Annotated in this window: 31 protein-coding genes and 1 tRNA gene; 18 read left to right on the top strand and 14 right to left on the bottom strand. The window is 58.5% G+C overall.

Features of this window, described 5'->3' with window-relative positions:
- Positions 1–67 precede the first annotated feature (67 nt).
- Complete coding sequence (locus tag QQL64_RS17280; RefSeq protein ID WP_284401861.1) at positions 68–1,216, bottom strand: LysM peptidoglycan-binding domain-containing protein; 1,149 nt, start codon at positions 1,214–1,216, stop codon at positions 68–70.
- A gap of 191 nt (positions 1,217–1,407) precedes the next feature.
- Here QQL64_RS17280 and def point away from each other — a divergent pair, with 191 nt between their 5' ends.
- From def to QQL64_RS17300, 4 genes are read left to right on the top strand one after another with little or no spacing between them, the layout of a single operon-like run.
- On the top strand, positions 1,408–1,917 hold the full coding sequence (gene def, locus QQL64_RS17285) for a peptide deformylase (protein WP_284401862.1): 510 nt from the start codon (positions 1,408–1,410) through the stop codon (positions 1,915–1,917).
- Positions 1,914–2,846: a methionyl-tRNA formyltransferase gene (gene fmt / locus QQL64_RS17290; protein WP_284401864.1), complete on the top strand. Its 933-nt coding sequence runs from the start codon at positions 1,914–1,916 to the stop codon at positions 2,844–2,846. Before def ends, fmt begins: the two co-directional genes overlap by 4 nt.
- Complete coding sequence (rsmB, locus tag QQL64_RS17295) at positions 2,843–4,138, top strand: 16S rRNA (cytosine(967)-C(5))-methyltransferase RsmB (RefSeq protein ID WP_284401866.1); 1,296 nt, start codon at positions 2,843–2,845, stop codon at positions 4,136–4,138. Before fmt ends, rsmB begins: the two co-directional genes overlap by 4 nt.
- 11 nt (positions 4,139–4,149) lie before the next feature.
- A complete protein-coding gene (locus QQL64_RS17300) occupies positions 4,150–5,121 on the top strand; it encodes a glycosyltransferase (RefSeq protein WP_284401867.1) in 972 nt (323 codons plus the stop codon).
- On the opposite strand, the gene QQL64_RS17305 is transcribed toward QQL64_RS17300, so the two are convergent.
- Genes QQL64_RS17305 through QQL64_RS17315 form a run of 3 tightly spaced genes read right to left on the bottom strand, consistent with a single transcriptional unit; the run spans position 5,112 to position 8,040 of the window.
- Complete coding sequence (locus tag QQL64_RS17305) at positions 5,112–5,951, bottom strand: glycosyltransferase family 2 protein (protein ID WP_284401868.1); 840 nt, start codon at positions 5,949–5,951, stop codon at positions 5,112–5,114. The genes QQL64_RS17300 and QQL64_RS17305 overlap by 10 nt on opposite strands.
- Positions 5,948–7,147, bottom strand: coding sequence for an O-antigen ligase family protein (locus tag QQL64_RS17310; protein WP_284401869.1), 1,200 nt, complete (start codon positions 7,145–7,147; stop codon positions 5,948–5,950). Before QQL64_RS17310 ends, QQL64_RS17305 begins: the two co-directional genes overlap by 4 nt.
- Positions 7,144–8,040 (bottom strand): glycosyltransferase family 2 protein, encoded by an 897-nt coding sequence (locus QQL64_RS17315; protein WP_284401870.1) that lies wholly within the window; start codon positions 8,038–8,040, stop codon positions 7,144–7,146. Before QQL64_RS17315 ends, QQL64_RS17310 begins: the two co-directional genes overlap by 4 nt.
- Before the next feature lie 209 nt (positions 8,041–8,249).
- Here QQL64_RS17315 and QQL64_RS17320 point away from each other — a divergent pair, with 209 nt between their 5' ends.
- From QQL64_RS17320 to QQL64_RS17335, 4 genes are all read left to right on the top strand, one after another.
- Complete coding sequence (locus tag QQL64_RS17320) at positions 8,250–9,068, top strand: glycosyltransferase family 2 protein (protein WP_284401872.1); 819 nt, start codon at positions 8,250–8,252, stop codon at positions 9,066–9,068.
- Positions 9,068–10,141 carry a CDP-glycerol glycerophosphotransferase family protein gene (locus QQL64_RS17325; protein WP_284401874.1) on the top strand — a complete coding sequence of 358 codons (1,074 nt, stop codon included), beginning with the start codon at positions 9,068–9,070 and terminating at the stop codon, positions 10,139–10,141. Before QQL64_RS17320 ends, QQL64_RS17325 begins: the two co-directional genes overlap by 1 nt.
- A gap of 68 nt (positions 10,142–10,209) precedes the next feature.
- Complete coding sequence (locus QQL64_RS17330; protein ID WP_284401876.1) at positions 10,210–11,937, top strand: ArnT family glycosyltransferase; 1,728 nt, start codon at positions 10,210–10,212, stop codon at positions 11,935–11,937.
- Positions 11,934–12,260 carry a tetratricopeptide repeat protein gene (locus QQL64_RS17335; protein ID WP_284401877.1) on the top strand — a complete coding sequence of 109 codons (327 nt, stop codon included), beginning with the start codon at positions 11,934–11,936 and terminating at the stop codon, positions 12,258–12,260. The genes QQL64_RS17330 and QQL64_RS17335 overlap by 4 nt, the downstream gene beginning before the upstream one ends.
- A 13-nt stretch (positions 12,261–12,273) precedes the next feature.
- Here the strand turns inward: QQL64_RS17335 and QQL64_RS17340 are convergent, their stop codons facing one another.
- Positions 12,274–13,152, bottom strand: coding sequence for an LpxL/LpxP family acyltransferase (locus QQL64_RS17340; RefSeq protein WP_284401880.1), 879 nt, complete (start codon positions 13,150–13,152; stop codon positions 12,274–12,276).
- Positions 13,153–13,296: 144 nt separating this feature from the next.
- Between QQL64_RS17340 and dtd the strand changes: the two genes are divergently transcribed.
- Positions 13,297–13,752: a D-aminoacyl-tRNA deacylase gene (gene dtd / locus QQL64_RS17345; protein WP_284401881.1), complete on the top strand. Its 456-nt coding sequence runs from the start codon at positions 13,297–13,299 to the stop codon at positions 13,750–13,752.
- A gap of 164 nt (positions 13,753–13,916) precedes the next feature.
- Positions 13,917–15,776: an RNA polymerase sigma factor RpoD gene (gene rpoD, locus QQL64_RS17350; RefSeq protein ID WP_284401883.1), complete on the top strand. Its 1,860-nt coding sequence runs from the start codon at positions 13,917–13,919 to the stop codon at positions 15,774–15,776.
- 60 nt (positions 15,777–15,836) lie between these two features.
- Here the strand turns inward: rpoD and QQL64_RS17355 are convergent, their stop codons facing one another.
- Positions 15,837–16,208: a SnoaL-like domain-containing protein gene (locus QQL64_RS17355; RefSeq protein WP_284401885.1), complete on the bottom strand. Its 372-nt coding sequence runs from the start codon at positions 16,206–16,208 to the stop codon at positions 15,837–15,839.
- A gap of 157 nt (positions 16,209–16,365) precedes the next feature.
- On the opposite strand from QQL64_RS17355, the gene QQL64_RS17360 reads away from it, so the two are divergent.
- A tRNA-Ile gene (locus QQL64_RS17360) sits at positions 16,366–16,441 on the top strand.
- Positions 16,442–16,627: 186 nt separating this feature from the next.
- Here QQL64_RS17360 and QQL64_RS17365 read toward each other — a convergent pair.
- From QQL64_RS17365 to QQL64_RS17385, 6 genes are all read right to left on the bottom strand, one after another.
- The gene (locus tag QQL64_RS17365; protein WP_284401887.1) at positions 16,628–16,762 is read right to left on the bottom strand and encodes a hypothetical protein; all 135 of its coding nucleotides are present in this window, start codon (positions 16,760–16,762) and stop codon (positions 16,628–16,630) included.
- A gap of 277 nt (positions 16,763–17,039) precedes the next feature.
- Complete coding sequence (locus QQL64_RS17370) at positions 17,040–17,762, bottom strand: hypothetical protein (RefSeq protein ID WP_284401889.1); 723 nt, start codon at positions 17,760–17,762, stop codon at positions 17,040–17,042.
- A gap of 47 nt (positions 17,763–17,809) precedes the next feature.
- On the bottom strand, positions 17,810–19,216 hold the full coding sequence (locus tag QQL64_RS17375; protein WP_284401891.1) for a ThiF family adenylyltransferase: 1,407 nt from the start codon (positions 19,214–19,216) through the stop codon (positions 17,810–17,812).
- A 6-nt stretch (positions 19,217–19,222) separates the two neighbouring features.
- Positions 19,223–19,684: a Mov34/MPN/PAD-1 family protein gene (locus tag QQL64_RS17380; protein ID WP_284401892.1), complete on the bottom strand. Its 462-nt coding sequence runs from the start codon at positions 19,682–19,684 to the stop codon at positions 19,223–19,225.
- Positions 19,681–19,911 (bottom strand): putative metal-binding protein, encoded by a 231-nt coding sequence (locus QQL64_RS18280; protein ID WP_404601075.1) that lies wholly within the window; start codon positions 19,909–19,911, stop codon positions 19,681–19,683. The genes QQL64_RS17380 and QQL64_RS18280 overlap by 4 nt, the downstream gene beginning before the upstream one ends.
- A 187-nt stretch (positions 19,912–20,098) precedes the next feature.
- Positions 20,099–20,380 carry a hypothetical protein gene (locus QQL64_RS17385; protein WP_284401893.1) on the bottom strand — a complete coding sequence of 94 codons (282 nt, stop codon included), beginning with the start codon at positions 20,378–20,380 and terminating at the stop codon, positions 20,099–20,101.
- 149 nt (positions 20,381–20,529) lie between these two features.
- Between QQL64_RS17385 and QQL64_RS17390 the strand changes: the two genes are divergently transcribed.
- From QQL64_RS17390 to QQL64_RS17405, 4 genes are all read left to right on the top strand, one after another.
- Positions 20,530–20,856 (top strand): helix-turn-helix transcriptional regulator, encoded by a 327-nt coding sequence (locus QQL64_RS17390; protein WP_284401895.1) that lies wholly within the window; start codon positions 20,530–20,532, stop codon positions 20,854–20,856.
- Positions 20,853–21,392, top strand: a complete 540-nt coding sequence (locus QQL64_RS17395; RefSeq protein ID WP_284401897.1) for an ImmA/IrrE family metallo-endopeptidase — start codon at positions 20,853–20,855, stop codon at positions 21,390–21,392. Before QQL64_RS17390 ends, QQL64_RS17395 begins: the two co-directional genes overlap by 4 nt.
- Positions 21,393–21,892: 500 nt before the next feature.
- Positions 21,893–22,543 carry a hypothetical protein gene (locus QQL64_RS17400; protein WP_284401899.1) on the top strand — a complete coding sequence of 217 codons (651 nt, stop codon included), beginning with the start codon at positions 21,893–21,895 and terminating at the stop codon, positions 22,541–22,543.
- 55 nt (positions 22,544–22,598) lie between these two features.
- Positions 22,599–22,727 carry a hypothetical protein gene (locus QQL64_RS17405; protein WP_284401901.1) on the top strand — a complete coding sequence of 43 codons (129 nt, stop codon included), beginning with the start codon at positions 22,599–22,601 and terminating at the stop codon, positions 22,725–22,727.
- Positions 22,728–22,779: 52 nt separating this feature from the next.
- Here the strand turns inward: QQL64_RS17405 and QQL64_RS17410 are convergent, their stop codons facing one another.
- Both QQL64_RS17410 and QQL64_RS17415 read right to left on the bottom strand, forming a co-directional pair.
- Positions 22,780–23,598, bottom strand: a complete 819-nt coding sequence (locus QQL64_RS17410; protein WP_284401903.1) for a potassium channel family protein — start codon at positions 23,596–23,598, stop codon at positions 22,780–22,782.
- Positions 23,599–23,683: 85 nt separating this feature from the next.
- Positions 23,684–24,418, bottom strand: a complete 735-nt coding sequence (locus QQL64_RS17415) for an SDH family Clp fold serine proteinase (RefSeq protein ID WP_284401905.1) — start codon at positions 24,416–24,418, stop codon at positions 23,684–23,686.
- A gap of 609 nt (positions 24,419–25,027) precedes the next feature.
- Here QQL64_RS17415 and QQL64_RS17420 point away from each other — a divergent pair.
- The 3 genes from QQL64_RS17420 to QQL64_RS17430 all read left to right on the top strand — a co-directional run bounded on the left by QQL64_RS17420 (position 25,028) and on the right by QQL64_RS17430 (position 26,767).
- On the top strand, positions 25,028–25,591 hold the full coding sequence (locus QQL64_RS17420; RefSeq protein WP_284401906.1) for a TetR/AcrR family transcriptional regulator: 564 nt from the start codon (positions 25,028–25,030) through the stop codon (positions 25,589–25,591).
- A 129-nt stretch (positions 25,592–25,720) separates the two neighbouring features.
- Complete coding sequence (locus QQL64_RS17425) at positions 25,721–26,335, top strand: hypothetical protein (protein WP_284401908.1); 615 nt, start codon at positions 25,721–25,723, stop codon at positions 26,333–26,335.
- Positions 26,336–26,344: 9 nt separating this feature from the next.
- Entirely contained in the window at positions 26,345–26,767 is a 423-nt protein-coding gene (locus tag QQL64_RS17430) for a DUF4260 domain-containing protein (RefSeq protein ID WP_284401909.1), read from the top strand.
- Positions 26,768–26,789 lie beyond the last annotated feature (22 nt).

Consider the following 26,789-nt stretch of genomic DNA (forward strand, 5'->3'; position numbering starts at 1 on the left):
CCCGCAAACAACAACGGCGCGGGATGACCGCGCCGTGCTGTGAGGCAATGTCACCGTCCGGCCTGCTCTATTCAGGCATTTTGACCCTTGCACCGATCTTCGCTGGCTTGAGGCCATCCATCACCACGCCGTAGCTGACGCGATCGAAGGTGCGGAAGATCATCACGTGTCCGACGTATTCGTCGGGCAAGGTAACGAACTTGTGGTTGTAACGCGTCCAGCTGCTATGGGCCACATCGTCCGGCACCTGTTGGCCCGGCTGCCACAGCGAGAAGGTCGTGCCGTTGTCGACGCCGTCCTTCGAACCGACCGAAAGCACCACCACGTCGTTCGGTCCGACCTGGCTCAGGCGTTCCTGCGCATAGGCGATCACGCGGCCATCGGCCGGCAATGACTTCGGCGGATGCGGGTAGTAGTAAGGGTCGTACGGGTTGTCGTCGATCGGCATCAGGCGATCGCCGGCGCGGATTTCCATGATGGAACTCAGCAGCAGCAGGGTCGACGGATCGCCGCCGCGCAGCACTTCGGCCGTGCCGATCACGGTGACTTCCATGGCCAGCGTCTTGCCGCGGAAGGTGTGATTGGGCGTGACGTTGTCGATATCCGTCTTCCACTCCTCGGTCCACGGCGAGCGGGTGGTGGCGACGTCGCTGTCCACCAGATTGGCGGCCATCTCGTCGTTTTCCTGATCGTGCGAACCGCCGTAGGTGCGGAAGACATGGGTTGGACGCACGATGGCCCAGCGCTGGCCGGGCTGCGCATCGAGGTTGCGCACGTAGATATTGCGGCCGGAGGTGCCGGTGAGGTCGCCCTCTTCGAAGCCCATCACGTAGGGCGCGTTTTTCACCGCATCCGGATCTACGACGCGCGAATCCTTCAGGAACGGCTTCAGCTGATCGACCGGAATGGCGGGAATCGCGTCGCCTTCACGATGGATGGACGGCGTCAGCCGCAGCGACGGTCCACCATTGATGAAGGACAGGTCGAGCACATCACCCGGATAGATCAGGTGTGGATTGCGTACCTGCGGATTGGCCTGCCAGATCTCCGGCCACAGCCAGGGCTTGGACAGAAAACGAGCGGAGACACCCCAGAGCGTATCGCCACGACGCACGGTATAGCTGTCGGGGTGATCGGCGCGTAGCTGTGTACCGGCCGCATAAACGGCCACTGTGACCAGCATGCCGGCCAGCAGCCCAATGGACTTTCTGATCATAAACGGGAATCCCCCCTCCCCCGATGCTCGGGCGAGTGTAACCGAACCGTTAACCCAAGCAACACGTGCCAGTTGGCAAATTCGTCTGCCGACAACACGTTGAACCACGTACAATAACCATATTCTAGACCGCGCCCGGGTGGGCTTTTACCAAATCGCCCGCATTTCCGGCGCCTGCAGGTAACAAGTCCATGTCCGTTTTGACCATTCTCGAGTTCCCCGACCCCCGGTTGCGCACCAAGGCCGAACCGGTGACCGTGTTCGACGCGACATTGAAGCAGTTCGTCGATGACATGTTCGAGACGATGTACGCCGCCAATGGTGTGGGCCTGGCCGCCACCCAGGTTAACGTGCATAAGCGCGTGCTGGTGGCGGACATGAGCGAAGAGCGCAACGAGCCGCTGGCGCTGATCAATGCCGAGATCCTGGAGAAAGAAGGTTCGCAGGTTTATCAGGAAGGCTGCCTGTCCTTTCCCGGCATCTATGCCGATGTAACACGCGCGCTGAAAGTGAAAGTGCGCGCGCAGGATGTGCAAGGCAACACGTTCGAGCTGGAAGTGGAAGGTCCGCTGGCTGTGTGCATCCAGCATGAAATGGATCATCTCTTGGGCAAGGTCTTCGTCGATTACCTGTCACCGCTGAAGCGCTCGATCCTGCTCAAGCGCATGGAGAAGCAGCGCAAGCAGGCAGCCAGCGCTTGAGCCTGCGGATCGTTTTTGCCGGTACACCGGAATTTTCCGTCCCTTGTCTTGAAGCATGTCGCGCGAGTGGCGCCGAAGTCGTGGCCGTCTATACGCAGCCCGATCGTCCCGCGGGTCGCGGGCGCAAACTCACACCTAGTCCAGTGAAACTGGCTGCACTGACGGCAAACATTCCGGTCGAGCAGCCCGAAACGCTGAAATCCACCGAAGCTCGCGACACGCTCGCGGCTTATCGACCTGACCTGATGGTGGTGGTCGCCTACGGACTCATTCTTTCGCGCAAGGTACTGGCGATTCCGCGGCTGGGCTGTTGGAACGTGCATGCCAGCCTGCTGCCGCGCTGGCGCGGCGCGGCGCCGATCCAACGTGCGATTCTTGCGGGCGATACGGAAACCGGTGTCGATCTGATGCACATGGAAGCCGGTCTCGATACCGGCCCAGTGTTGCTGGAACGACGCACGCCGATCAGCCGCGACGACACCGGCGGCTCGCTGCACGATCGCCTTTCGCTGCTCGGCGCCGACGTGTTGACCGAAGGTTTACGCCGCACGCTTGCGGGCGAATCGCTGCACGCAACGCCACAATCGGACGACGGCGTGATGTACGCGCACAAGTTGGAGAAGGCCGAAGCGCGGCTCGACTTCACGCGCCCGGCCATCTCGCTGGAGCGTCAGGTGCGTGCTTTCGATCCGTGGCCCGTGGCCGAAGGCGATATTGCCGGAGAAAACCTGCGTATCTGGGCGGCGCGAGCGGTCGAACAAAATCATCAGAGCACCCCAGGCAGCGTGGTCGCCGCACAACGCGACGGCATCGATATCGCGTGTGGCGAAGGCGTACTACGGGTGACAGCACTGCAGCGCGCCGGCGGCAAGCGCATCAGCGCCGCCGACTACCTCAACGCCCGTCCCGAATTGCGCGTCGCGCGATGAACGATACCCGCGCCCTCGCTGCGCAGGCGCTGGCCGATGTCGCCTTGCACGGCATGTCGCTGCGCGAAGCGATGGAACAACGCGCGCCGAAGCTACGCGACCCACGCGACCGCGCGCTGTTGATGGCCTTGCTGAGCGACGGCGCACGCTGGTGGCTGCGCTTCGACGCCGCACTCGACCGCCTGCTCGACAAACCGCTGCGTCGCAAAGAACCCGAAGTGCACGCACTGCTGGTCCTGGGCCTAGTGCAACTGGACATTCTCGAGCTGCAGGATTACGCCGCCGTAGCCGCCACGGTGGAAGCTACGCGCGCACTCAACCGCCCTCGCCTGGCCGGGCTGGTGAATGCCGTATTGCGTCGCTGGCAACGCGAACGCATCAACCTGCTTGCGGATTTGGATACACAGCCGCAGACACGCTACGCCATGCCGCCATGGTTGGTGGACGCCATCAGCAGCGATTGGCCTGCGCAGGCCGATGCCGTGCTTGCGGATGGCAATCGCGAACCGCCGCTGATGTTGCGCGCCAACCGCCGCCGCGTCACGCGTGAAGCATTGATCGAACAATTACGTGCAGATGGCTATACCGCCGATGCACATCCCTGGCTTGCCGACGGCATCGTGCTGCCTCACAGCAGCGATGTCACACGTATGCCCGGTTTCGCACAAGGGCTTTTCGCCGTGCAGGACGGCGCTGCACAAGTGGCCGCCGATGTGGCCAACGTGCGTGATGGCCAGCGCGTGCTCGACGCTTGCGCTGCGCCGGGTGGCAAGGCCTGTCATCTGCTGGAGCGCGCAGACGTTGCATTGACCGCGCTGGAATTCGACACTGCACGCGCCACGCGTATCCGCCAGAACCTGGATCGCCTCGGCTTGCAGGCCGATGTGCGTATCGGCGATGCGGGCGATCCTTCCGGCTGGTGGGATGGCAAACTGTTCGACCGCATCCTGATCGATGCTCCTTGTTCGGCCACCGGTGTGCTGCGGCGACGGCCCGATATTCGGCTGCATCGTCGCGCCAGCGATATCGCGGCGCTGGTCGCGCAACAACAACGCATCTTGACCGCATTGTGGCCACTGCTCGCGCCGGGCGGGCGCCTCGTCTACATCACGTGTTCGTTGTTGCGCGCGGAGAACGAAACAGTGATCGGTAACTTCCTGGCCGGTCGCAACGATGCGAATGTGCTGCCGCTGCAGTTGCCAGTCGGACAAGCCGCCACGAACGGCTGGCAGATTCTGCCTGGCGATGGCGACCTCGACGGCATGTACTATGCGGTGCTCGAACGGCGTTGATGAGAGCACTTATGCAGCTCACTTTTCAGCTGATCGCGCGTGACAACGGTGCGGGCCTGAGCCGCGACCTGATCCTGCTGGCGGAAGCCCTGCAACGCGCAGGTTGCGATACGCAAACGACAGGTCTGCCGCACCGCGGCCGTCTCGCCGAATGGCTTACGCGCGTGCAACTGTCGCGCAAGACGCCAGGCTTCGACGTGAATGTGATGCTCGAACGCATCCGCCCGGAGTTTTACCGAGCGGCACACCGCAACGTGCTGATTCCGAATCCCGAGTATTTCCGGACACAGGATCGCGCGGCGTTGGCAGGCATGGATGCGGTATGGGTAAAGACGCGCCATGCCGAACGGTTGTTCCAGACGCTGGACGCAAAGACCCGTTACATCGGCTTCACCAGTCCGGACCGGTTTGAGCCGGGCGTTGCTCGCCGTCGCGCCTTCTTTCATGGCCCCGGCCGCAGCGCCAACAAAGGCACCCAGGCGTTGCTGGCGCTTTGGAAGAAGCACCCGGAATGGCCCACGCTCACCGTCGTGTGGCGACGCAAACGTGTCGATATCGATGCCTTGCCTGCGAACGTCACGCTGATTCGCGAACATGTGAGCGATGCCGACTATCGCCGGCTGCAGAACGAACATCGTTTCCATCTGTGCCCGTCGCAAACCGAAGGCTATGGCCACTACCTGGTCGAAGCGATGAGCTGCCGCGCGGTCGTCGTGACACTCGACGCCGAACCCATGAATGAGTTGGTGACGTCAGAACGCGGCTTGCTGGTACCTTCGCAAGCGGTGGGCACGCAGGACCTCGCCACGCTCTACGGTTTTGCCGAGGCCGCGATGGAACAAGCCATCGAACGCTGCCTGAGCATGGATGTCGCAACTGCCGAGCAGATGGGTCAAGCCGCGCGCACCTGGTACGAGAGCAATCACGCCGACCTGCCGCGACGTTTGCAGGAAGCGATGCGTGCGTTGATCGATCAGGAATGAACGCTGCTGGCGAATTCCGCCAGATGCCCGTCGATCCCGTGTTCGCAGCGCACGATATGCTGTTCGATGCTGTCGTGTAGCAGCCGATTGTTCGGCAGGCTCAGATCGTTGAGGTTTTCCTGCGCGCGCGATGAGTGCTCCAGATGCATCGCCAGCGCCGCCCATTTCAATGCGCGGCGGCGAAGGCCGGCATTCTCCAGGCGCACGACCAGTTCGCGATCTTCGGCGCCATAGCCTTCCATGCGTTCGTCGAAGCCGTTGACGCGCAATAAATCTTCGCGCCAGAAACTCATGTTGCAGCTCATCACACGACCGCCGTTGCGCGATCGCGCTTTCCAGCGGGCCAACGCCGGCTGGCGGAATGCATAGAGCCGGCGCGTTCCGTCGAATTCATGAAAGTTCGCTTTCACCCACGGCGCGTAGACTGGACGTCCCCCGGCCAGCAAGCGCTCGCTTTCTGCGTGATTCGCCTTCAACCGGCCACCCTGCAAGAAGTAGCCCGGTTCGGCCAGCATCAGATGATCGGCGATGAAGTGGGGATGCATCAGCATGTCCCCATCGAGCAGCACAATGTAGTTGCCCACGCTGGCCGCAATACCGCGATTGCGGCAGCGCGCGGCGCGAAAGCCCCGGTCTTCCTGCCAGATATGTCGCAACGGCACGGGAAAATGCTCGCCCGCACGCGCGATCACCGCAGCGGTGTCCGGCCCCGAGCCATCGTCGGCAATCAGGACTTCATCCGGGAGACGTGTCTGCGTCGCTACGCTTTCCAGCACCCGCTCCAGCGCTTTGGGCCAGTTGTAGGTGATGATGATGAGCGAGACTTTCATGCACCGCCTGCGGGTTTGGCCTGAAGCCCTCGGTCGAAAGCCGTACTCAGCGCCAGTGGCAGCCAGGTAATCAACCAACCCGGCCTGGGGCTATCGAGTAGATACGGCAAATCGAACTGTACCGCGACCGTGCCGAATACCCAGAGTCCCAGTATCACCTGGCCAAGCGTTTCATGCCGATGACGCCAGGCGCGCCAGCCCAGCGTCAGCCATATGCCTGTCCACAGCAGCACGCCTGGCAGGCCGAGTTCGATCGCCAATTGGCTGAACATATTGTGCGCGTGGACCAGCACTTCGCTGCCTGCTTCGAGCTGGAACGCGCTGCCTTGCCCCAAGCCGCGCAAGGGGTGCTGCATGAAGAGATCCATCGATTGCTCGAAGATTTGCGGCCGCAACGACCAGCCGCGCGCAAGCAGGACGGAAAGACCCGCGGCGACGCTCAGCGCCCCCAGCAAACAGATCAAACCCGCGTAGAGCCATGCGCGCCGACCGCCTCGAGACAGCACGACAACCACCAGCGCCGCGAACAGCGCTGCCCAGGCGCTGCGCGTGAAGGTCAGTAATACAAACGACGCCAACGCACTGATGGCGAGCCATTTCACGAGAGCTCCACGCCACCCGTCGAAGCGCCACGGCCACAAACACAGCAGCGCCGCAGCCATGCCGGCAGCGGCCAGGTTGGGGTTGGCCATCACGCCGATGCCGGTCAATCGACCATCGCTAGTCGGATGCAGCATATCGTTGACGATGACGCCCACCGCCACCAGCGCCATGACCAGACTGCAGCCGATGAGCACGCGCCTGGTGCGATATTCGTTGCCGCCAAACACCCACTGACACGCGACCAGGAACAGAAGAATGCTGAGGTTGCGCGCCGCCTCGTCCGCAGGACGCGCAGCGTGTGTCCAGGCTAGCGACACCCAGCCCCACACTAGCAAGACCGTGGCCCACGACATCAGCGGCAGACGCCAGAAAGCGAGCAATCGCTGCGGCTTCATGGCAATCAGAACCATCATCGGTAGCCACATGGTCAGCGCCAACACGTACTGATAAGCCTTGCCTGGATTGTAAGAAGCACCGGCAGGCATCACGGCCATACCCACGATCAGCCATGCCATGCCGAGAATCAGCAGGCGGCGCAACCATCCCGTGGCGGCGGTGTCTTCTCGTTCTGTCCAACCATCCAACGCCATCATTCGCGTTGACCTGCTTGCGTACGGAGATCGGCCGGCGGTTGCGCGAAATCGGCCAGGTGTGCATCCACGCCGAACTCGCTACGCACAAGGTGCTGTTCCTGGCTGGCCGTCAACAGCCGGTTGTTGGGCAGGTCAGGATCACTGGGATCGGGCGGTGCCACGCTGCGATGTTCGAGATGCAAGGTCAGCGCCGCGAACTTGATCTGGCTGCGCCGCAAACCGGCGTTGCGCAGGCGGATGTCGATTTCCAGATCTTCGCTGCCGTAGCCGTGCATACGTTCGTCGTAACCGTTCACGCGCAGCAGATCCGCGCGCCACAAGCTGATGTTGCAGCCCATGGGATGGCCGGTGGAGCGCGTCTTGATACGCGCCAGCCACGGCAATCGCAAGGTGTGATGGCGGCGGCCGAAGTGGTAGGTGCGCCGATCGTCGTCGTCGCGGAAATACGCATCGACAAACCATCCGTAGCGCGGCGTGCCTCCGCCGAGCAGGCGCGCCGTTTCGGCCTCCGTCGTGCGGATGCGGGTTCCCTGTAGAAACCGTCCCGGTCGCGCCAGACTCAAGTGATCGGCCACGAAGTGCGGGTGCGCCAACATGTCCCCGTCCAGCTGGATCACGTAGTCGCCGCGTGCCGCGGCAATGCTGCGGTTGAGGATCCGCGCTTTGCGGAACCCCTCGTCCGGCTGCCACACATGCCGCAGGGGCACCGGAAAGGTCTTCGCCACATCGCGCAGCAGCTCCGCCGTATCCTCGCGCGAGCCGTCGTCGGCAACGATCACCTCGTCCGGCAGCCGGCTCTGTACGGCCAGGCTGCGCAGCACCAGGGCAAGGGCCTCTTTCCAGTTATAGGTGGAGACCATCACGGTCACACTGGCCACGGAGGTTTTGGACATGACGATCTCGGTTTCTGATTCCAATCTACGAAACGCCGATGCATTCATTTCGTCATACAGTCCGGCAAGCTTCGAGCTACGCAAGGGGTGGTTCTGGACCCGCCCCCGCGCGGCAGCATCTTAACTTACCGCATCGATTTGAAATGAGACGCGTCTGGAACACCGGAAACCTTGGACAGGCTCCGAGAGATGCCCGCTAGAATGCACGCATGGCGCTTCTTCTTCCGTTAACCCTGGTTGTGATCACCCGCAATGAGGCGCAAAAAATCGCGCGCTGCCTGGACAGCGTGCCTTTTGCGGCCGAAAAGCTGGTGGTGGACAGCGGCAGCACCGACGACACGGCGGCTATTGCCCGTGCCCACGGCGCACGTGTGGTCCATCAGGACTGGCTAGGGTTCGGCCCGCAACGCAACTTCGCGGCCACGCAATGCAGCCACCCGTGGATTCTTGCGCTGGACGCCGATGAGTACCTCACGCCCGCGCTGGTCGACGAGTTGCAACAGCGCCTGCCCGCGCTGATGGACAGCGATGCGGCAGCCGCGATTCTTCGCCGGCATCTCATCTATATGGGCAAGCCGATGCGCTGGTACCGCCCCGCGGTCGGCGAGAAGATGGCGCGCTTCTACCATCGCGAACGCGCCCGCTGGAACGATGTGCGCGTGCACGAGTCGCTGCAGTTCGATGGCCCTTCGGTCACGCTGGCTTCGCCCTTCCTGCACGACAACAATCCCAGCCTGGTGGAGAAGCAGCTGAAAGTGCTGCTGTATTCCGAACTGAAATGCCGCGACTGGCTGGACAAGAACAAACCTGCACGGATGTGGCAGACACCGTTCGTGTTCGTGTTGGCGTTTCTGAAGGATTACTTGTTGCGCCTGGGTTTCCTCGACGGATGGCGCGGTTACGCGATCGCGCAAACAGCGGCCAGCTATGCGGCGTACAAGCGTATGCGCTATTACGAAATGCGCCAGAATCCCGTCTCCCGCGACACCGCGGCAACCGCGCTTACCCGCAGCGGACTCGATCACTGATGGCTAAGTCAGCTCCGCAAAAGAATGCTGCTTCCAAAAAGCCTGCTCTAAAAAAGCACTACTTGCTGTATGGATCGGAACGCTACGCACTGGCCATTCTGCGCCCGCTGCAAGACGCGATCCGCGCACGCGGCGACGAAACCGCGTGGTTCTTCGATGGCCCAGGTGCCGAAGATCTGGTCGACGGCGAACGCCTGCTGAGCGTGGCCGAAGTACGTCGCTGGAATCCGATCGCGGTGATTACCCCCGGCAACCACTTGCCGCATTTCTTTCCCGGCGTGAAAGTAGAAACTTTCCACGGCTTCAACGCAGGTAAGCCGCGTCATGTCTATATCCGCGGCTTTTTCGATCTTTACTGCACCACCGGCCCGCGCGATACCGCGCAATTCGGTGCATTGGCAAACAAGCTCGGCCATTTCACCGTCACGGAAACCGGCTGGCCCAAGCTCGATCCCTTTATGAAAGAAATCGCGGGGCCGCTGCCGCCGGTACGCACGCCGCCGGTGATTCTGTATCACTCCACGTTCTCGCCTTCGTGGAGCGCCGCGGAAATTTTGTACGAGGAAGTGAAACGCCTTTCGCGCGACGGACGCTGGCGCTGGATCGTCTCGTTCCATCCCAAGATGGCGGCGGAGACGAGAGCGAAGTTTAAGGCGCTGCAGAACGATTACCTGACGTTCGCCGAGAACGACAACATCCTCGAGCTGTTCCCGCAGGTGGACATGATGTGTTCGGACACCTCGTCCGCACTCAGCGAATTTTTGCTCACCGGCAAACCCGTGGTGACGTTCAAGAATCGCGCGCCCGGCCCGCAGCTCATCGATATCGACGATCCGGCGCAGTTCGAACCGGCGATCGAGCGCGCCCTGTCGCGGCCGCCTGAGCTGATGCAGGCGATCAAAGCGTTCGGCGATGCCATTCATCCTTATCACGATGGCCATTCCAGTGAACGCGTGCTGGATGCGATCGATGCGTTCATTGCTGCCGGCGGCCGCAACCGCAAATCCAAGCCCTTGAATTTCTGGCGCAAGTTGAAGCTGCGGCGCCGCATCGGCTATTGGGGCCCGGCTTAATAAAAGCCGCCTACTGCTTCTAGCTCGCTAGAATCACGACCACCCACTCACGGATGGCCTGACAACACGTGTCGACCCACAGCTTTCGCCGATCCGAAGACCTCCGCAGCTTATGGCCCTGGCTACCGCTATGGACCGCCGTCGCCTTGCTGGCGATCTTCTCGCACGGGCCGATGCCGCTGTATTCCACGCGCACCCTGGCGGTTGCCTGGGAGATGTGGCGCGATCACCACTGGCTGGTGCCTTACATCAACGGCGAGCCGTACAGCGAAAAAGTACCGCTGCTGTTCTGGCTGATTCATGCCGGCTGGTTTGTGTTCGGTGTCAGCGATGTATGGCCGCGCATCCTGGAAGTGATCTTCGGCGGTGTGCAGCTTGTGTTGCTGTCGGTGCTCGCGCGGCGCCTGTTTCCGGAACGGCCGTGGGTCGCCAAAGCCGCGCCGTGGATGTTGCTGGCGTTGTCCTACGCGTTCCTGTTCGGTCTGCAGGTGATGTACGAGGTGTTGCTGGCCGATTGCGTGCTGGCGGCACTGCTTTGCCTCACACCCACGCCGCGGCGCGCTGAGCCGCGCTGGCTTCTATTCGGGTTGCTGATTGGCGCAGGTCTGCTTACCAAGGGACCGGTCATGCTGCTGCACATCGTTTTTCCCTGGCTGCTCGGCCCGTTGTGGAATGACTGGGCGCGCGACCATCGCGCTCGCTGGTATCAACGTGGTGTGCTGGCGATGCTGCTCGGCTTTGCCATGCTGGTCGCCTGGGCGATTCCCGCCGGCTTCAGCGGCGGCGAAGCCTATCGCCATCGCCTGTTTTTCACCCAGACCGCGGGGCGGGTAGTGAATGGCATCCAGCACGATGAACCACTGCAAAGTCATCCGCAGTGGTTCGGGTGGTACTTCGTCTGGTTGCCGATGCTGTTGTTCCCCTTTAGCGCGTGGCCGCGCGTGTGGGTTGCGCTGGGCACGCTGCGCAAGCCGCTGGATAACGGACTTCGCTTTGCACTTTGCTGGCTGCTGCCCTCGCTGGTGCTGTTCTCGCTGATCAGCGGCAAGCAGTGGTACTACCTACTGCCGGAGTTTGGCGGCTGGACGTTGCTGCTAGCGGGCGCCATCGCGGTGCTGCGCGAACGCCGTGTCGCGCTGGCGGAAAACTACTGGCTAGGCAGTTGGCCGCTTGGCATCGGCGGCATTGTGCTCGCAGGCGCGTTGTTCGCGCTGCCCTACTTGGCGGCGGGCCATCAGCTTCACGACGAGTGGATCAACGGCGCCGCACCTTATAGCCGCACTTTCAGCGTGGTGTTTCTGCTGCTGGGCTGTCTGCTGCTACTGCGCGGACGCGGTGAAATGCGACGCATAGCGGTGGCCGGCCTGGCCGGCGCGCTGGCGCTGAACACGCTATTCACGCTGACCCTATGGCACAAATACGACCTCAGCCCGACCACCGCGCTGGTGTCCGCCGCCGAAGCCGATCATCACGCCATCGCTTTCGAGGGCAGCTACGACGGCCAATTCCATTTCGCCGGACAGCTGACGACATCGATCACCGAACTGCACGACGGCCAAGCGCTGCAAGACTTCGCAAAAAGTCATCCGGACGGCCTGATCATTACCCATCCGGACAAGCTGAGCGCGTCGGATCTGCGTTACGCGCTGCAGATACAGCCGTTCCGTTCGTCCTGGCTGGTAGTGTGGTCGGCACCGACGCTGGCCGATCTGCGGGCTCACCGCACACCGGCCGAACCCGCGCAACCGCCGCGCGTTTTTCCCGCGGCTCATGCGCAGTACGGCACACAGCAGTGAGTGCGGCGTTGATCGCGGGTTTGCGCGCGCAATGCGGCGGCCCGCGCGATGGTGCACTGCTGCGTTTCTCGCTGGGTAACGCCTTGCTCGAGCAGGGCGATCACACCGCTGCCGTTGAAGAGCTTCGTCAGGCCGTGTCGTTCGATCCCAACTACTCCGCGGCCTGGAAACTGCTCGGCAAAGCCCATCTCGCCGGCGGCGATAAGCCTGGCGCAGCGGAAGCATGGCGGCAGGGCATCGCGGTCGCGCGCCAGCGGGGCGACAAGCAGGCGGAGAAAGAAATGAGCGTGTTTCTGCGCAGGATCGAAAAGAGCGAGGAATAACGCCCCTCGCCTCTCAATACGGACTCGGCCGGCTATCCGCCGAATATCGCTTGTAATGCCATTGATACTGCGCGAAGGCGATATTCACGCAATCCTCCACGCCACGATTGAGCGCGGCGCACGCACGCGGCAGATCGGCATCGGTGAGCCCTTCCGGCGCAGGCAGGAAATGGATGCGATAACCCTCGCCGCGCGGCAAACGTTCGGCGAATGCGAACAGCACGGTGGAACCCGTACGCGCCGCGAGCCGCGGCAGCAGTACCATCGTCATGGCCTCACGACCAAAAAAGGGCGCAAATTCGCCTTCGCCCGCGCGCGGCTTTTGATCCGGCAAGATACCTACGGTGCCGCCGCTCGCCAGTCGCTTGTACAACGTGCGCACCCCGGCGCCTTCGGCACGCACCTGTTCCGGCGCCAAGGCGCCGCGCACCTTGCGCAACAACGCCTCCACCGCGGCGATGCGCGGCGGCCGATACAGAATCGCTATCGGCGTCTTGCGGCATAGCCAGTAGTTGAGCAGCTCCCAGCAGCCCAGGTGCGGAGCGGCGATGATCACGCCCTTACCCGCCGCCAGCGCCGCATCGAACAATGCTTCGCCGCGCACTTCTCGCACGAGATCCAGCGCGCGTTCGGCGCCGGCGCCCCAGATCTTCACGATTTCGGTGACTGATTTGCCGCCCTCGATCATGGCGTCGCGTACCAAGGTGGCCCTGGCCGCGTCGTCGAGCTCCGGCCGCGCGATGGCCAGATTGATTGCCGTATAGCGTGCCATCCGTCCACCGCGCCTCAACGTCAACCGCCCGAAACCCGCGCCGATCGCCTGCAGCACGCGCAGGGGCAGCAGGCCAAGCAGGCGCAGCAACAGATAGACGAGGTAAATGTCGGGGCGCATGGGTGAAGGGGCGGCCTGATGAGATGGGACGCGTAAGGGTAAAGGGGTGCGCGGCGACTAGCGAGGGCGAGGTCTCGATCGCCCCTTTACCCATCCCCTTTTCCCTTGCACAGTGGCGACCGTCTTCAACACCGTCATCACTTCATGATTGCCCTTATCCAGCGCGTGCTCTCTGCCCGTGTCGATGTCGAAACGACCCATGGTGAACAGGAAACCGTCGGTGCCATCGGCGCGGGCTTGCTGGCGCTGGTCGCGGTGCAGCCGGACGATGGCGAAACCCAGGCCAAGCGCATGCTGGAACGCCTGCTCGGCTACCGCGTCTTCGCCGACGACGCCGGCAAGATGAACCGTTCGTTGGCCGACACCGGCGGCGGCCTGCTGCTCGTTAGCCAGTTCACGCTGGCCGCCGACACTCGCTCCGGCATGCGCCCCAGCTTCACCAGCGCCGCTTCGCCGGAACACGGACGCCGCTGGTTCGAGCGTCTGGTCGAATTGGCGAAATCTGCGCATCCGACAGTGGAAATCGGACGCTTCGGCGCCCATATGCAAGTACATCTGGTCAACGATGGCCCCGTAACGTTCTGGCTCGATGTGCGTTAAGCCAACAACGTGACGACGAATCGCTCATAACCGCAGTATTCACGCCGAAATCAGCGATTTGGCGCGATTTTTGCGTGTGCTTATCGTTGAATTTTTTATCTTGAAACTGGTCAAAAAAGCAGCATATCGCTATACTGATTGGTTCTACTCCCGCGGCGGTCGGTATGAATAGCAAAGCCCACGAGCAACAGTCGGAAATTAAAGCGCTCATCTCCAAAGGTTTGGAGCAGGGCTATCTGACTTATGCCGAGATCAACGATCACCTCCCCGACGACATTGTCGATCCGGAGCAGATCGAAGACATCATGGCGGTGCTCAAGGGTGTCGGCATTGACGTGCACGACGCCGCTCCGGATGCCGACCCGCTGGCTGATAACGCCCCCGGTGCCTCCACCGACGACGAAGCTGCCGCCGAAGAAGCCGTGGCGCTGCTCTCCGCCGTCGACGCCGAAGTGGGCCGCACCACCGACCCCGTGCGCATGTACATGCGCGAGATGGGTACGGTCGAACTGCTCACCCGCGAAGGCGAAATCGCCATCGCCAAGCGCATCGAGGAAGGCCTCACCCAGGTGCAGACCGCGCTGGCCAGCTTCCCGCTGACCATCGAACTGCTGCTGGAAGAGTACGACCAGCATCTGGACGGCAAGCGCCGCCTCAGCGAAATCCTGGCCGGCTTCGCCGACCTGGAACAAGCCGCCGACGCCGCCCTGGCCGAAGCCGAGGAACTGGCCGCCTCCGGCGCCGGTGAAGACGACGAAGAGGAAGACGTCGAAGCCGCCGGCGACGACGAAGAAGCCGGCCCGACCGGCCCCGATCCGGAAGAAGTGAAGCGCCGCATGGAACTGCTGCGCGACTACTACGGCAAGTTCCAGAAAGCCGCGCCCAAGGCCGCCGACATCACCGACAAGAAGGTGACCAAGCTGCGCGACCAGATGGCCGAGGAATTCCTCAAGCTCAAGCTGCCTTCGGCGCTGATCGACGGCTTCGTGCGCAAGCTGCGCGACGTGGTGGGCGACATCCGTCATCACGAGCGCGTGCTGATGGACATCTTCGTCAAGCACGTGAAGATGCCCAAGGCCGAATTCCTGAAAGCCTTCCCCAGCAACGAGGGCAACCTCGAGTGGGCCGCCGAGCTGGGCCGCAAGCGTCAGAAGTGGTCGCCGAACATCAAGAACCACCGCGAAGCGATCGATGCCGAGCAGGAAAAGCTTGCCGCGATCGAAAAGAAATTGTTCCTGCCGTTGACCGACATCAAGGAAATCAACCGCAGCATGTCGGTGGGCGAAGCCAAGGCACGCCGCGCCAAGAAAGAAATGGTGGAGGCCAACCTGCGTCTGGTGATCTCCATCGCCAAGAAGTACACCAACCGCGGCCTGCAATTCCTGGATCTCATCCAGGAAGGCAACATCGGTCTGATGAAGGCCGTGGACAAATTCGAATACCGCCGCGGCTACAAGTTCTCCACGTACGCCACGTGGTGGATTCGTCAGGCCATCACGCGTTCGATCGCCGACCAGGCGCGCACCATCCGTATCCCGGTGCACATGATCGAAACGATCAACAAGCTCAACCGCATCTCGCGTCAGATGCTGCAGCAGTTTGGTCGTGAGCCGACGCCGGAAGAGCTGTCCAAGGAAATGGACATGCCCGAGGACAAGATCCGCAAGGTGCTGAAGATCGCCAAAGAACCGATCTCGATGGAAACGCCGATCGGCGACGACGAAGATTCGCACCTGGGCGATTTCATCGAAGACACCAACGCCAGCTCGCCGATCGATTCGGCCACCGAAACGGGTCTGGTGGAAACCGTGCGCGACGTGCTCGCCGGCCTCACGCCGCGGGAAGCGAAAGTACTGCGCATGCGCTTCGGTATCGACATGAACACCGATCACACGCTGGAAGAAGTCGGCAAGCAGTTCGACGTCACGCGCGAGCGCATCCGTCAGATAGAAGCCAAGGCGCTGCGCAAGCTGCGCCATCCGAGCCGCTCCGAACAGCTGCGCTCGTTCCTCGATATCGACTGACACCGGCGCATATCGTCACGACAAAAGCCCCGCACATGCGGGGCTTTTGTTTTAGCGGCATCAGCCGAGGTCGTAGAAGAACTGCTCCCGCACAATCTTGCCGTCCTTCACCTGATACACGCAGATCTCCTGCATGTCCATGCGACCGCGGCCTTTCATCGTGATATCCAGCTGCATGGAGATACTGAACCAGTTGCCCGCGATCACCGGATCGCTAACGCTTCCACCATGCACCGCCTCGACGGCCGCCTGGAACTGGCGCCCCTTCTCGTAAATCGCTTCCAACCCTTTCACGTTACCTAGAGCACCCGGCGGCAATCCCTCCGGCTCGATGCTCACCGCATCCTTGGCATACAACTCGGTCTGCGCTTCTTCGTATTTGCCCTCGCGGCATAGCTGGACCAGCCGTTTGGCAATCGCTTCGGTGTTCATACGGATTCTCCGTGGGTGGGGAATCTGAGCCTAATCCCGGCGGCATGACGAAACGATGTGCCATCGCACCACACCAACCACCCTCGACGCTGGACGCCCCTGCCCGTTAACATGACGGGCTTACCCGCCGGCCGCGCCATCGCGCCATGCCGCATATGGGCCTATAGCTCAACGGTTAGAGCAGGGGACTCATAATCCCTTGGTTCCAGGTTCGAATCCTGGTGGGCCCACCATCCTGAGCAACCTGGCATTAAAGAATGCGCGGTTAACCATAGTTTGGCCGCAATGGCCAAACTATGAGAGAAATCTCACAAGTTTGGCCGCGAACTACCGGAAGGGAAACCATGCGTTCCGTCGCGCCTCCGAGTTAGTGGCCCGATATTGCAAAGAGCAGTAGGTCAGCTTTGGCGAAGCGGACATTACTCCGGCTTGAGCACCAACAGTCCGTTCGACGCAAGCAAGCGCGCAAGAACGTAGTGGCCGAAAGCTGCGTATTCGTCCTCGGACAGCTCTAAAGCGGAGAGCTCAGATCGCTCGTAGTCCTTGAAGGTCACGAAGATATCGTGCCGCCACTGTCCAGGATTGCCAGGGGCCTGATTTGTGACGTCATCTAGTACAACCCGTAGCATCCCATCTGTGAGTTCCAATACGCTGCAGACTACCGCTCGCGCACCCCGTTCCTTATCACTGCTATCCATAAGCACCCCTAAAAACCTGCTGATCGTCGCACCCGACCCCAAAACATAAAAAGGTCTGCTGTTGGTCGAAAGCAGACGTCAGCGACCGGCTTACTGCTGCAACAGAGAACATCGGGCGCATTGATCGTCACCTTTAATCAACGCCATTGCCCGACTTCGGCATGAATCGGTGTCCAGTAAGAACTGAATCGGTGCCCATAAATCGCATCGACTTTCGTGACGAAAGCGAAGTGTTCGCTCTTGTGGACTGCGCGAATTGTCCAGACGGGCGAGGATACACCTCATCAATTCTCAATAATCGATCTGCCATAAGATATTTAAGAGATGCGAACAGTAGTGCTTGCATTGCGACGATGCTTGCTAGCATCCACAGTGTAATTACTGCGACGGGAACGTGATCTTTGAGGAATGGGCTGACCAAAATCATCAAGAGATAGACGAGCAGCCCGGCTATGACAAAATAATCAAACTTTCGCCGATAGGTGAGTCGCGGATTCTCACGCCTGTCCTCGATGTCTAAGCCATCCGGCTTAAGTCTTACGAGGCCACGAGTATCCTTAAACGCTTTCAGTACCGTGATTGGACTGTCGCGGTCCAGGGAGAAACGTATGACGTCACCTGGTAGCTCGATGCCAATAGCATCCTTTACAGCGACCTGAAGTGCAGCGGATGAGGCTGTTCGCCACTTCTCCTTGCCGCAGACAAGTGCATAGAAGCGTTTCGTTTTGCTTTGCGAAAGGCGTAGGTTGCCATGCTTGAACTTAGCAAGTGCCAGCATGGCTCCTAAGGGTGCCGTAATGGAAAGTAAAACCAGGTGGCTTTGTTCAACGAGGCTGGAAAGATTTGCAACATCCATTGGATTCCTTTTTTTGAATGGAAGCAAACGTTTATTAGGGACAATTGTCACGCCAAATAGCGCTCAGGCCATAGAAGTCTGAGCGCTTTCCCGGTGTGCGGGTCTCCGCAAAACTCGCAGGTCGGCAAACGACGCCTTCTCCGGCGTAGACTCCGATGCGGCGGTTGCCAAGGTGATGCGAAGAAGTAGTTGTCTCTGGAACTCTGGTTCTTATTTTTTTCAAATCGAACCAATTCCAGTGCCAGGAACACGCCGGCGAGGTTCGATATAAAGGCAAATGGTGCCGCTGCTTGTTTTCCTGCTTTCGTCAGCAGAGCACCCTCGCCGCATTGCTTCTTGTAAAACGTATCCAATGAAGTGCCAATGATGGATTCAGCATCAACTCCTGGAAAATTGGCCGCAAGCTTGGTTGCTATGCCACGATCGATCAGCGGAGTTCTAATTTCTTCGATCGTCAATCCAAGCTTTTCTGCGAGGTGTTTATCTTGCTGAAGTTCGTCATGCGTATGCGCGTATATGCACGATAGGCAGGCGCCTTCATTGGGTAGGCTGTGAGAGTGAACAACAATTTCACTGATATCCGTGGTGGACGCATCCAGGACCTCCGCGGGAAGCTCACCCTGAATGGAACGCCGCGCTCGCCGGCTGTCCGTGGTTACAATGACACGAGTGGCTTTCTTTCCTGGCCGATCGGCAAGATGCCGGTGCAGGTCGCATTGAACCGGGGTGATGTGAAGCCCAGGAAGGTTCACTCGCTCTGCAAGGAGCTCGGCCTTGCCGCGACCTACATCACCTAAATCAAAATATAGGCATCTATTGCTGTTTCCAGCGGAAACTTTTTTCGGGTCGACGATGGCAATTTCGCCATGAAGCTTAAGCTCGTCGGCTGCCCAGAGAAATCCGTTCGCGACGCCCCCTGCTCCGACCAGGACAGTGTCTGTCAATTGAATGGGACGTTCGAGATCCTCTGCAGTCACCCCTAATGCCGCAAAGTTGAACACGAATGGCTCAGGTACGATTGCAAATGGCGAGGACGCGTCCGCTTGTTGACCTACAGAGCAGGCGATGACGTGGCCTGCTATGTAGCAGGCAGCGGCTTTCCGGAATAGGCCGTGTAAATCGGTGGGGGCATCTACCTCATAACTATGACTTTCAGAACCGGGAATAACATTCCGGATGACGATCCCGTCAATGGATACCTCCACGCTCAAGTGCATTGGCGCATTGGTCACAGGATGAGCTTGGATGCAGAGCTCCACATCGCAAGGCTCATTAGGTTCTGCAACAGCGATGGTGCGTTCAAGAAGGCGTTGGACGTCTTCCGCTAGCTTGATAGCAGGGACTGAGTTTCCGCATGTGACTCGGACACGAATCGCCAGTTTTTTTGTGGCTTCTTCATGCGACAAGCCCGTGGCGCTCATCAGTGTGCGAATATTCTCTTCGGTGTCGTACATAAGAATTTATTTCACAATCTGGAGAACATGGTCGAACTGGACTTCGCGCCAGTTGTCGGTGGCGTCCAGCTGATATACAGCCGCCTTCTTGGAAAAATCTGCTACACAGGTGTCGGACGCGAAGCGGGGCAAGACGAGTGACAGCGCGCCAATATGCCTTACCACTGCCCATGCATCGTCAGCAGATGAGTGGAACGCCAGGCCCGGATGGGAATGGACTTGTGCAACAATTTTTGTTCGACTACGGCGAAGTTCCGCCATGAGTAGGCGCATGGATGAAGCAGGGATGCGGAAGTAGTCGATGGAAACTTCCTGTTGCGGTAAGTACACGTCGGTGATTTGAATACTTTCGCCGACGTCTCGTCCAAGCCATAGCACGACGGTTTCGCAGTTCCTTTTAGCTCCTTCCTGCAGATGGCTAATAGTTTCTGCGACTATGGAGACCGGGCATTGGAATACTGTGCTCATGGACCTACAGCCTTACGCCATGCACTGGATAGTTGAACGAGTAGACCCGGCAAGTTCATCCCATCCTGGCCCCGGTAATTTTCCCAGCGGTCGCCAAGATGGCTGCTATGTGTGTGGTATTCCCGAAAACCGCGCATACATATAAATGGCTTGCCGGTGATGGGGTGCGCATCTTGGTGAAAGACGCTGCCGGGAAGGTTTTTCGGGTCAGAGCCGTCCGCGGACATCAAGATCGCTGACGGTGGGAGTTCTGGCCAGTTGTCGCAGAGGAGCCGTACTCTCAAAGGCCGGCTGCCCAAAAATGTCACCTCGACGTGTGGATAGTCCTTGGAATGGACTATCCACCGTTTCGCTTCTACAAGCCGCTCCGACAGGAATTCGACATCTTGTTCGAAGTGGGATTTGGAGAGGGCTTCATGCACCGCCGCCGCCCTCGGGTTTATGCCACTCAATTTCGACGATGTTGTGGAGGGCGTTGCCCTCGAATGACTTACTCACGTCGACCGGGCGGTTGTCGACAAAGGCCTCCCAGTCGGAGGTGTTCGTCAGGCCCAGCTTCTCGGCGGCAGCCTTCAAGATGACACTCAACGGCTCGGTGCTGTAGGTGCGACGGTAATCCTCTACGTTCGGGAAGGTGCCGCTGGTCGTGATGACCGCGACGGCTATTGGTTTCACATCGTCCTGCTGGTCGTTCATGTCGATGGGCCTTTCAAGGAGGGGGGCGTGGCTATGTTTATCCCACGAACATTCCCGAGTGTCAATAGCAATGACATGAAATGTCATTGCTATTGACATCCCCTTCTGCCTGGCGGAACCTTAGGCTCGCCTACCCACGTAGCCAAATAATGGAAAACAAAGAGTATTACGAACTTCTCGGGTCAAAGCTCCGCGAGGGGCGTGAAGCTGCTGGCCTAACTCAGGATCAGCTCGCAAAAGCTGTCGGTCTCTCGAGAACTTCGGTGACAAATATTGAGCGAGGCCGTCAACGGCTAATGTTGGATCAGTTTGAGTCGCTCTGTTCTGCGGTCGGTAAAACTTCTTCCGAAGTACTCAGCAGCACGGCGTCGCTCAATTACCGTAACGCGCAGCCAGCTAAACACGATCTTCGCTCTATGCCGGAGGTGGCGCGTTTTGTTAACGAAGTCAAGAAAGGTAGTGGTGGTCTGAAATGACTGCATCGCGACCTCGATACGCGCGCATCAACAAGATGGTTGAAGGGCTACTGTCGGACAACAACGTACATGCCGCACCAGTTCCGGTCGAGATGATCGCGAAAAGCCTGGGCGCAACGATTGCTTACCGAGATTTCGATGAAGATGTCTCCGGCCTACTTATACGTCAGGGTGACTCGTCCGTAATTGGAGTTGCGGAAAACCAATCCCAAGAACGACAACGGTTCACGATTGCCCATGAGCTGGGCCATCTACTCCTGCATGAAGGGCAGGAAGTCCACGTAGATAAATTATTCAGAATTAATTTCAGGTCGAAAGCCTCCTCGACAGCGGAGGACGTGCAAGAAATCGAAGCAAATACCTTCGCTGCAAATTTACTCATGCCGCGCGCTTTTTTAATCAAGGATGCGGCAAAACTCGACCTTGATTTCGAAGATCAGGGCCATGTGCAATCTCTAGCATCGCGTTACGAGGTTAGTGCCCAGGCAATGACCTTTAGGCTTCTAAATTTATTCGGATACTCAGAGAGCGCCTGAGAATGTTTGGCTTTGGATTGTTCAAGCAGTTTTTGGTGCGGTGGAAAGGCATTGAGCCAGCACCACAACAGGTGCGAACTTCAGAGAAAAATGACTCTGGTTCCTTTCGTACCCAGCAAAGTCGTTTCTCTATCGCTCGATTTGAAGGTTTAGGCGATCCTCCGGCAGGGCATTGGAAGCACTGTCATCCATCGACGATGAAGCGATTCAAGGCGGAAATGACATGCCCGAATGGACATGGACTCGTCTTGAAGTCTCATGCAATTAAGCCAGATGGCATCGTTTTTCCGAGCGTCGTATGCCAGGCTCGGGGATGCACCTTTCACGAATTCGTTTTGCTACGAGGTTGGGACAAGGGCGAGCTTCGCTAACGTTGTATGGGATCGTTTTTACACCGTTCACGTAGACGTCTCGTCTGACGAAAAGCATGGTGCGCAAGGTTCTCAATGTCGACAACCGCAGTACCATCATGTTCAGAACACCGATGGAGTACGTGAAGGATGGGCCCGGACACTGAGTTCGTTTATGTCGATCCCTATAAGGATGAACGGCCTTCGCCGAACCATTATCTCGCGGAAGAGCACCGTTATTTCTCCGCGCATCATTTGTTGCTTGAGACGGCACGGGAGGCGGCCGAGAGTCCACGCGAAGATCCTACCGGTCAGCGTCAAGCCGCGCTGACATCAATAGCGATGAGCGCGTTGACGGTTGAGGCATTAGCCAACGCGGTCGGCAATCTAGTGATAGAACGTTGGGCTGCTGACTTTGACCGCCTCTCGCCGATACCGAAACTGCGCCTGATCTGTCAGGCCATTAGCTTCGACATGCAGCCCGGGCATGAGCCCTGGCAATCGATTGGTTGGCTGGTGAAATTGCGCAATCGTATTGCGCATCCCCAGCCAGAACATGTTCAAGCTCGGCGTTGGCTCAACGCCGAGGAAGCGCGCGAGCTATCTCGGAATAGGATGGAGATCGACATCCCTGACTCCGAGTTAGAAAAGGAATTAACGCTTGCCAATGCCAAGCGAGCCGTTGCGGCGGTCGATGCATTGATCAAGCTTCTGATGGACGTCATGCCATCCGAGCACAAATACGCGTTGGAATCGAATCTATCAATGTCTGGTGCGTATGAAATGCCGCCGGACGTTTAGACCAACGAGCCGGCTCAGGGATTTATACCCGGGTTTCCTAGAACGAGGAGTTGATATGATCGGGCAGCGGCTGGGTATTGCCGCCGTACCGATCAAGATTGCGCAACTGCGCTATGCCACCCTCATCCAGGGCGAAATCCCACATGATCAGACTCTCGGCAACCAGCACACACGACAGCAGTAAACACCGGCGCCGATAGCTACCGCCAGTATCGCCAACGAGACCATAATGATGATTAGAGCTTGGCCCTAATATCCAATGAAAGATTCTTCACTATGTCCTGATAGAGGCCGCCACCCTTATAGGGCAGAATCATGTAACGGGTGTAGGTGACGTATTTCGTGTTGAATTCCTCAATCTCATCGCAGAGTTGTTCAACAATCTGTTTAGTGCGCGGCGTATTCCATGGCACGTTGCCAGAAGCAAGGATATTGACGTATTTTCGCGTGAAGCCGGTTAACTCCTCAACGTGGTTGGCGGCACGCTCAATACGATTGGATAGCGCGGTTGCGCGACCAATTCCCTCAATATGCGCCGTGTAGCCATTAATTCCCTGCATTGCTCGCAGCGCCGGATAGAAGGGGTTTGCTAGGTTATAGAAAAACTCAATCGGCAAAACCGGCTGATTCTGCTGTATCGAGCGACGGCGATCGCCGATGCTCTCTTTGGCATTCACGATGGTAGCGATGCACTCATCGTAAGTTTGCATGAGCCGATCACTAGTCAGGTATTCAACGAGAGCTTCCTGCTTAGCAGAAAATATCTGAGATATTGAGTAGCCAACAAAGACAAGCCCAAAGATCACTTCAATACAGGCAACTAAGCGGGCCCATCCCAGTGGTTGCAGGTCTCCATAGCCAAGTGTCGTAGCAGTTGTGACGCTGAAGTAAATGCAATCTAGAAACGTTGCGGTGCTTTTATCTGGTGTTATGAATTCATTCCCTATAGCCTCTCCAAGGACCTGGTAGATAGCACCAAAAATTAAAATCCCAAAGAGGAAAATAGCTAATAGTTTTGCTGCCAGTTTCGCAATTTGCTTGGATGAAGGTGGCATTTATGAAGCTCGCAATAATATTGGGCAGCTATTCGATCCAGGCTCATGTCGACGCCAGTCCACCTGGTCACCGTGAGCATTCCCTTCACGGCTTGGGTTTTGCTGTCACTGCGCTGCTAACGAGTTCACCCTCGAATAATTTTGAGTACCCATGAGCATTACAGTCATAGGCGTACATAGTTCGGAGTAACCAGAGCTTTTGCCAGAGTTCGTCCTTACTATCTAGGAGTAGGACATTGAGGCCAAGCGAAGCTGCTTCGCTCGCATCGATCACTGAGCCATGGGAATGATAGTGATCGCGGCTCGCTAACTTCTTCACCACCGCATCAACTTCTTCTGGGGTCTTGCCGCTCATCATTCCTGATTTAAGAAGAACAGTTGCTAATTTAGTAGTTTGAGCCTGGAAAGTTTGCGCGATCTGTAAAGTGAGGGGATCAATGGCGCCTGCTGGCGCATTGAGCAGAAAGTGAATTGGGGTCGGGCCGAGATTAGGATCTATAGGTCCAAGCTCAGAGCTTGCAGACATAACAATCTGCTTTGCGCAAAGCGCAATGACGGTGCCGTTACTCTTCGCTCGCCGCGGAACAATGACACGTAAGTCAGGGGCTAGCTGACGAAGCAGCGCGCATATCTTCTCTGTTGCGTCGGTAAAACCGCCATGCGTTTCAAGCAACAAATCGACACCTTCTTTCTTACGAGCATTTAGTAGCTCGAGAAAGAATTGATCATCACCTGGATCTATTTGCGCTTCGGTGCGATCGATATCAGTGAAATAGACAATAAGATCACGGCCCGTAGACTCCTGAATGTCTTTGATCAAGAGTTGCCGTAGATATCGATCTTTGTGAGTCACCCAAAAAAGGGGCGACTGTGCAGGTATGGTCTTACCCCGCGGAAAGCACTCCGTCACTATCGACATCCTCATCGACGATTACTTCGCGACCTGGACGCGCTTCACGGAGGCGTTGAATATCCGCCAACAACCCTTGAAGTGGGTCCACTCCCGGGGCGAACGCAACATCGTCACGCACCAACTCCTGCCGAGAACGCATACCGAATGCATCTATGTCAGTGGCACTGACAACGGATGCTCCATGAACTGAACTCGACAAGTATTTGTACATGATGTCCCCCTTGGGGAAGTTTCCACTATTGGCGGGGAATTTTAAATGCCACCCTAGCTCAGGCGATGAGATTAGAGTCGCACGGTAGGCCACCTGTGCCTTGAGATTACTTTAGCAAAAAAACGTTAAATTTCAATGAAATATTGGAAATATTTGAGCTTAAACCACACATTTAGGAGAAATTCTGACTTTCCCGAACGAACGAACGTGCAGCAATCCGAAGCTCCTAGCGAAGCACTCAGGCTCCGGTGATTGGACACCCTACCTACTGATGGGTTCACATGGTGGGGTAACCTTTTCTCGCCATGCCAGCTCATCCTAAAACCACCGATGCGCAAATCGTCAAGGCCGCGCGCCGCTTAGTTGAGCGCGAAGGGCGAGACGGATTTTCCATGAATGATGTCGCCGAAGCGGTGGGTATCCGCGCGCCGTCGCTCTACGGCCGTTTCAAAGATCGCGCCAGTCTCCTGGGTGCAATAGAGCTTCATCTGTGCGCCGAACTTACCCGAAAGCTCAGTAAATTGATGATCGATGACGATCCCGAGGCAACGTTGACGGGTCAGGCAAAAGCCATTCGACGCTTTGCGAAGAGCAACCCCAACGGCTATTCGCTGCTCTTCGATATCCGCTCCGTTCCCACCGAAGAGGGCACGTTGGCTCGAGCCGCAGCCGTGGCTCCGTTGCTGCCATCGCTCGCAGCGTTGGCCGGCAAGGATGATGCGTTCGCCGCAGCGCGGGTGCTTGTGCCGTTCGTGAATGGGTTCATTGCGATGGAAAACGCCAATGCGTTTCGCCTCGGTGGCGGACTGGACGCTGCGTTCGAGAACGGCGTGTCGGTCATATTGCGCGGTGTGACCCGGTCTTCTTAGGTTTGACGCCGAAGGCTAACGCTATTAGGCTTCAAGCACATTGATGCGGCATGAGGAGACCGACATGCAGTTCATCCTGGGCGTACTGTTGTTCGTGGTCGTCGTTGGTTTGGTCGATGCGCGTGTGCCGTGGCCGAAGCCGCGGAAACGCGGAGGTCGGTCATGATCGCCGGTCATTTTGGCTTTGCTGCCGCCGTCAAAAGTCGCGAGACCACAACACCTCTTTGGGCGCTGATGCTGGCGACCGTTTGGCTAGATATCGTGTTCGTGCCGCTCTTTATGGCAGGCATCGAGACGGCGCAAAAAGTCGGCGACGCACATGGCGGATACGGAGCGTTGATCATCCACGCCGACTACACCCATTCGTTCGTCGGCATGGCGGTATTGTCGATCGTGCTGGGTTGCCTCTGCGGCCTATTCTGGGGACGACGCTCGGGCATCGTCATTGGACTCGTCGCTGCATCGCATTGGTTCTTGGACTTGTTCGTTCACCGCGCAGACCTTCCTATCCTGCCCGGCAACATCGGCAACCTTCCGACGTTTGGCTTTGGGTTGTGGCAATACCCATGGGTATCGGCCGTTATAGAACTCGCGTTGGTTCTTGGGGGAGCTTGGCTGTATTGGCGTGCAGCGAATCGCGCAGCGGCAGCAGCAGGAAAAGGGCAGCGTGCGGCCGCGATATCTGCCGTTCTCATTGCCATTTTCGGCGTGCTAATCCTATGGATGGATTTCACTGCAGCTTAGCGAGCGCTCATGAACTCCACGACTCAGACATTGAATGCGATTACACCGCTTCGCGTCGGCGCAACCATAGGCAAAGTCAAAACCCTTTTGCGATGGGAAGCACTTCTCATCATGATCGGCGCGATCATTGTTTACGCGAAGCTTTCTGGCCACTGGGGAATGTTCGCGTTGCTGTTCTTAGTTCCGGATCTCAGCATGCTGGGCTACCTGATTAATCGTTCGGTAGGTGCTGCCGTCTATAACGTCGGGCACAGTTACGTTTCACCGGGTGTTTTGGCGCTATTTGGATTAGCACTAGCGTCGCCGCCGCTTTATAGCTTCACGCTTATCTGGGTCGCTCATATTGGGTTTGACCGAATGCTTGGCTTTGGTCTGAAGTATGCGTCGGGTTTCGGCGATACACATTTGGGTTTTAAAGAGCAGCTGTCGTGACCTCATTCCTCTCCATTCGCTT

The sequence above is a fragment of the Dyella lipolytica genome (genome assembly GCF_030160075.1).
GTDB classification, from domain to species: domain Bacteria; phylum Pseudomonadota; class Gammaproteobacteria; order Xanthomonadales; family Rhodanobacteraceae; genus Dyella_B; species Dyella_B lipolytica.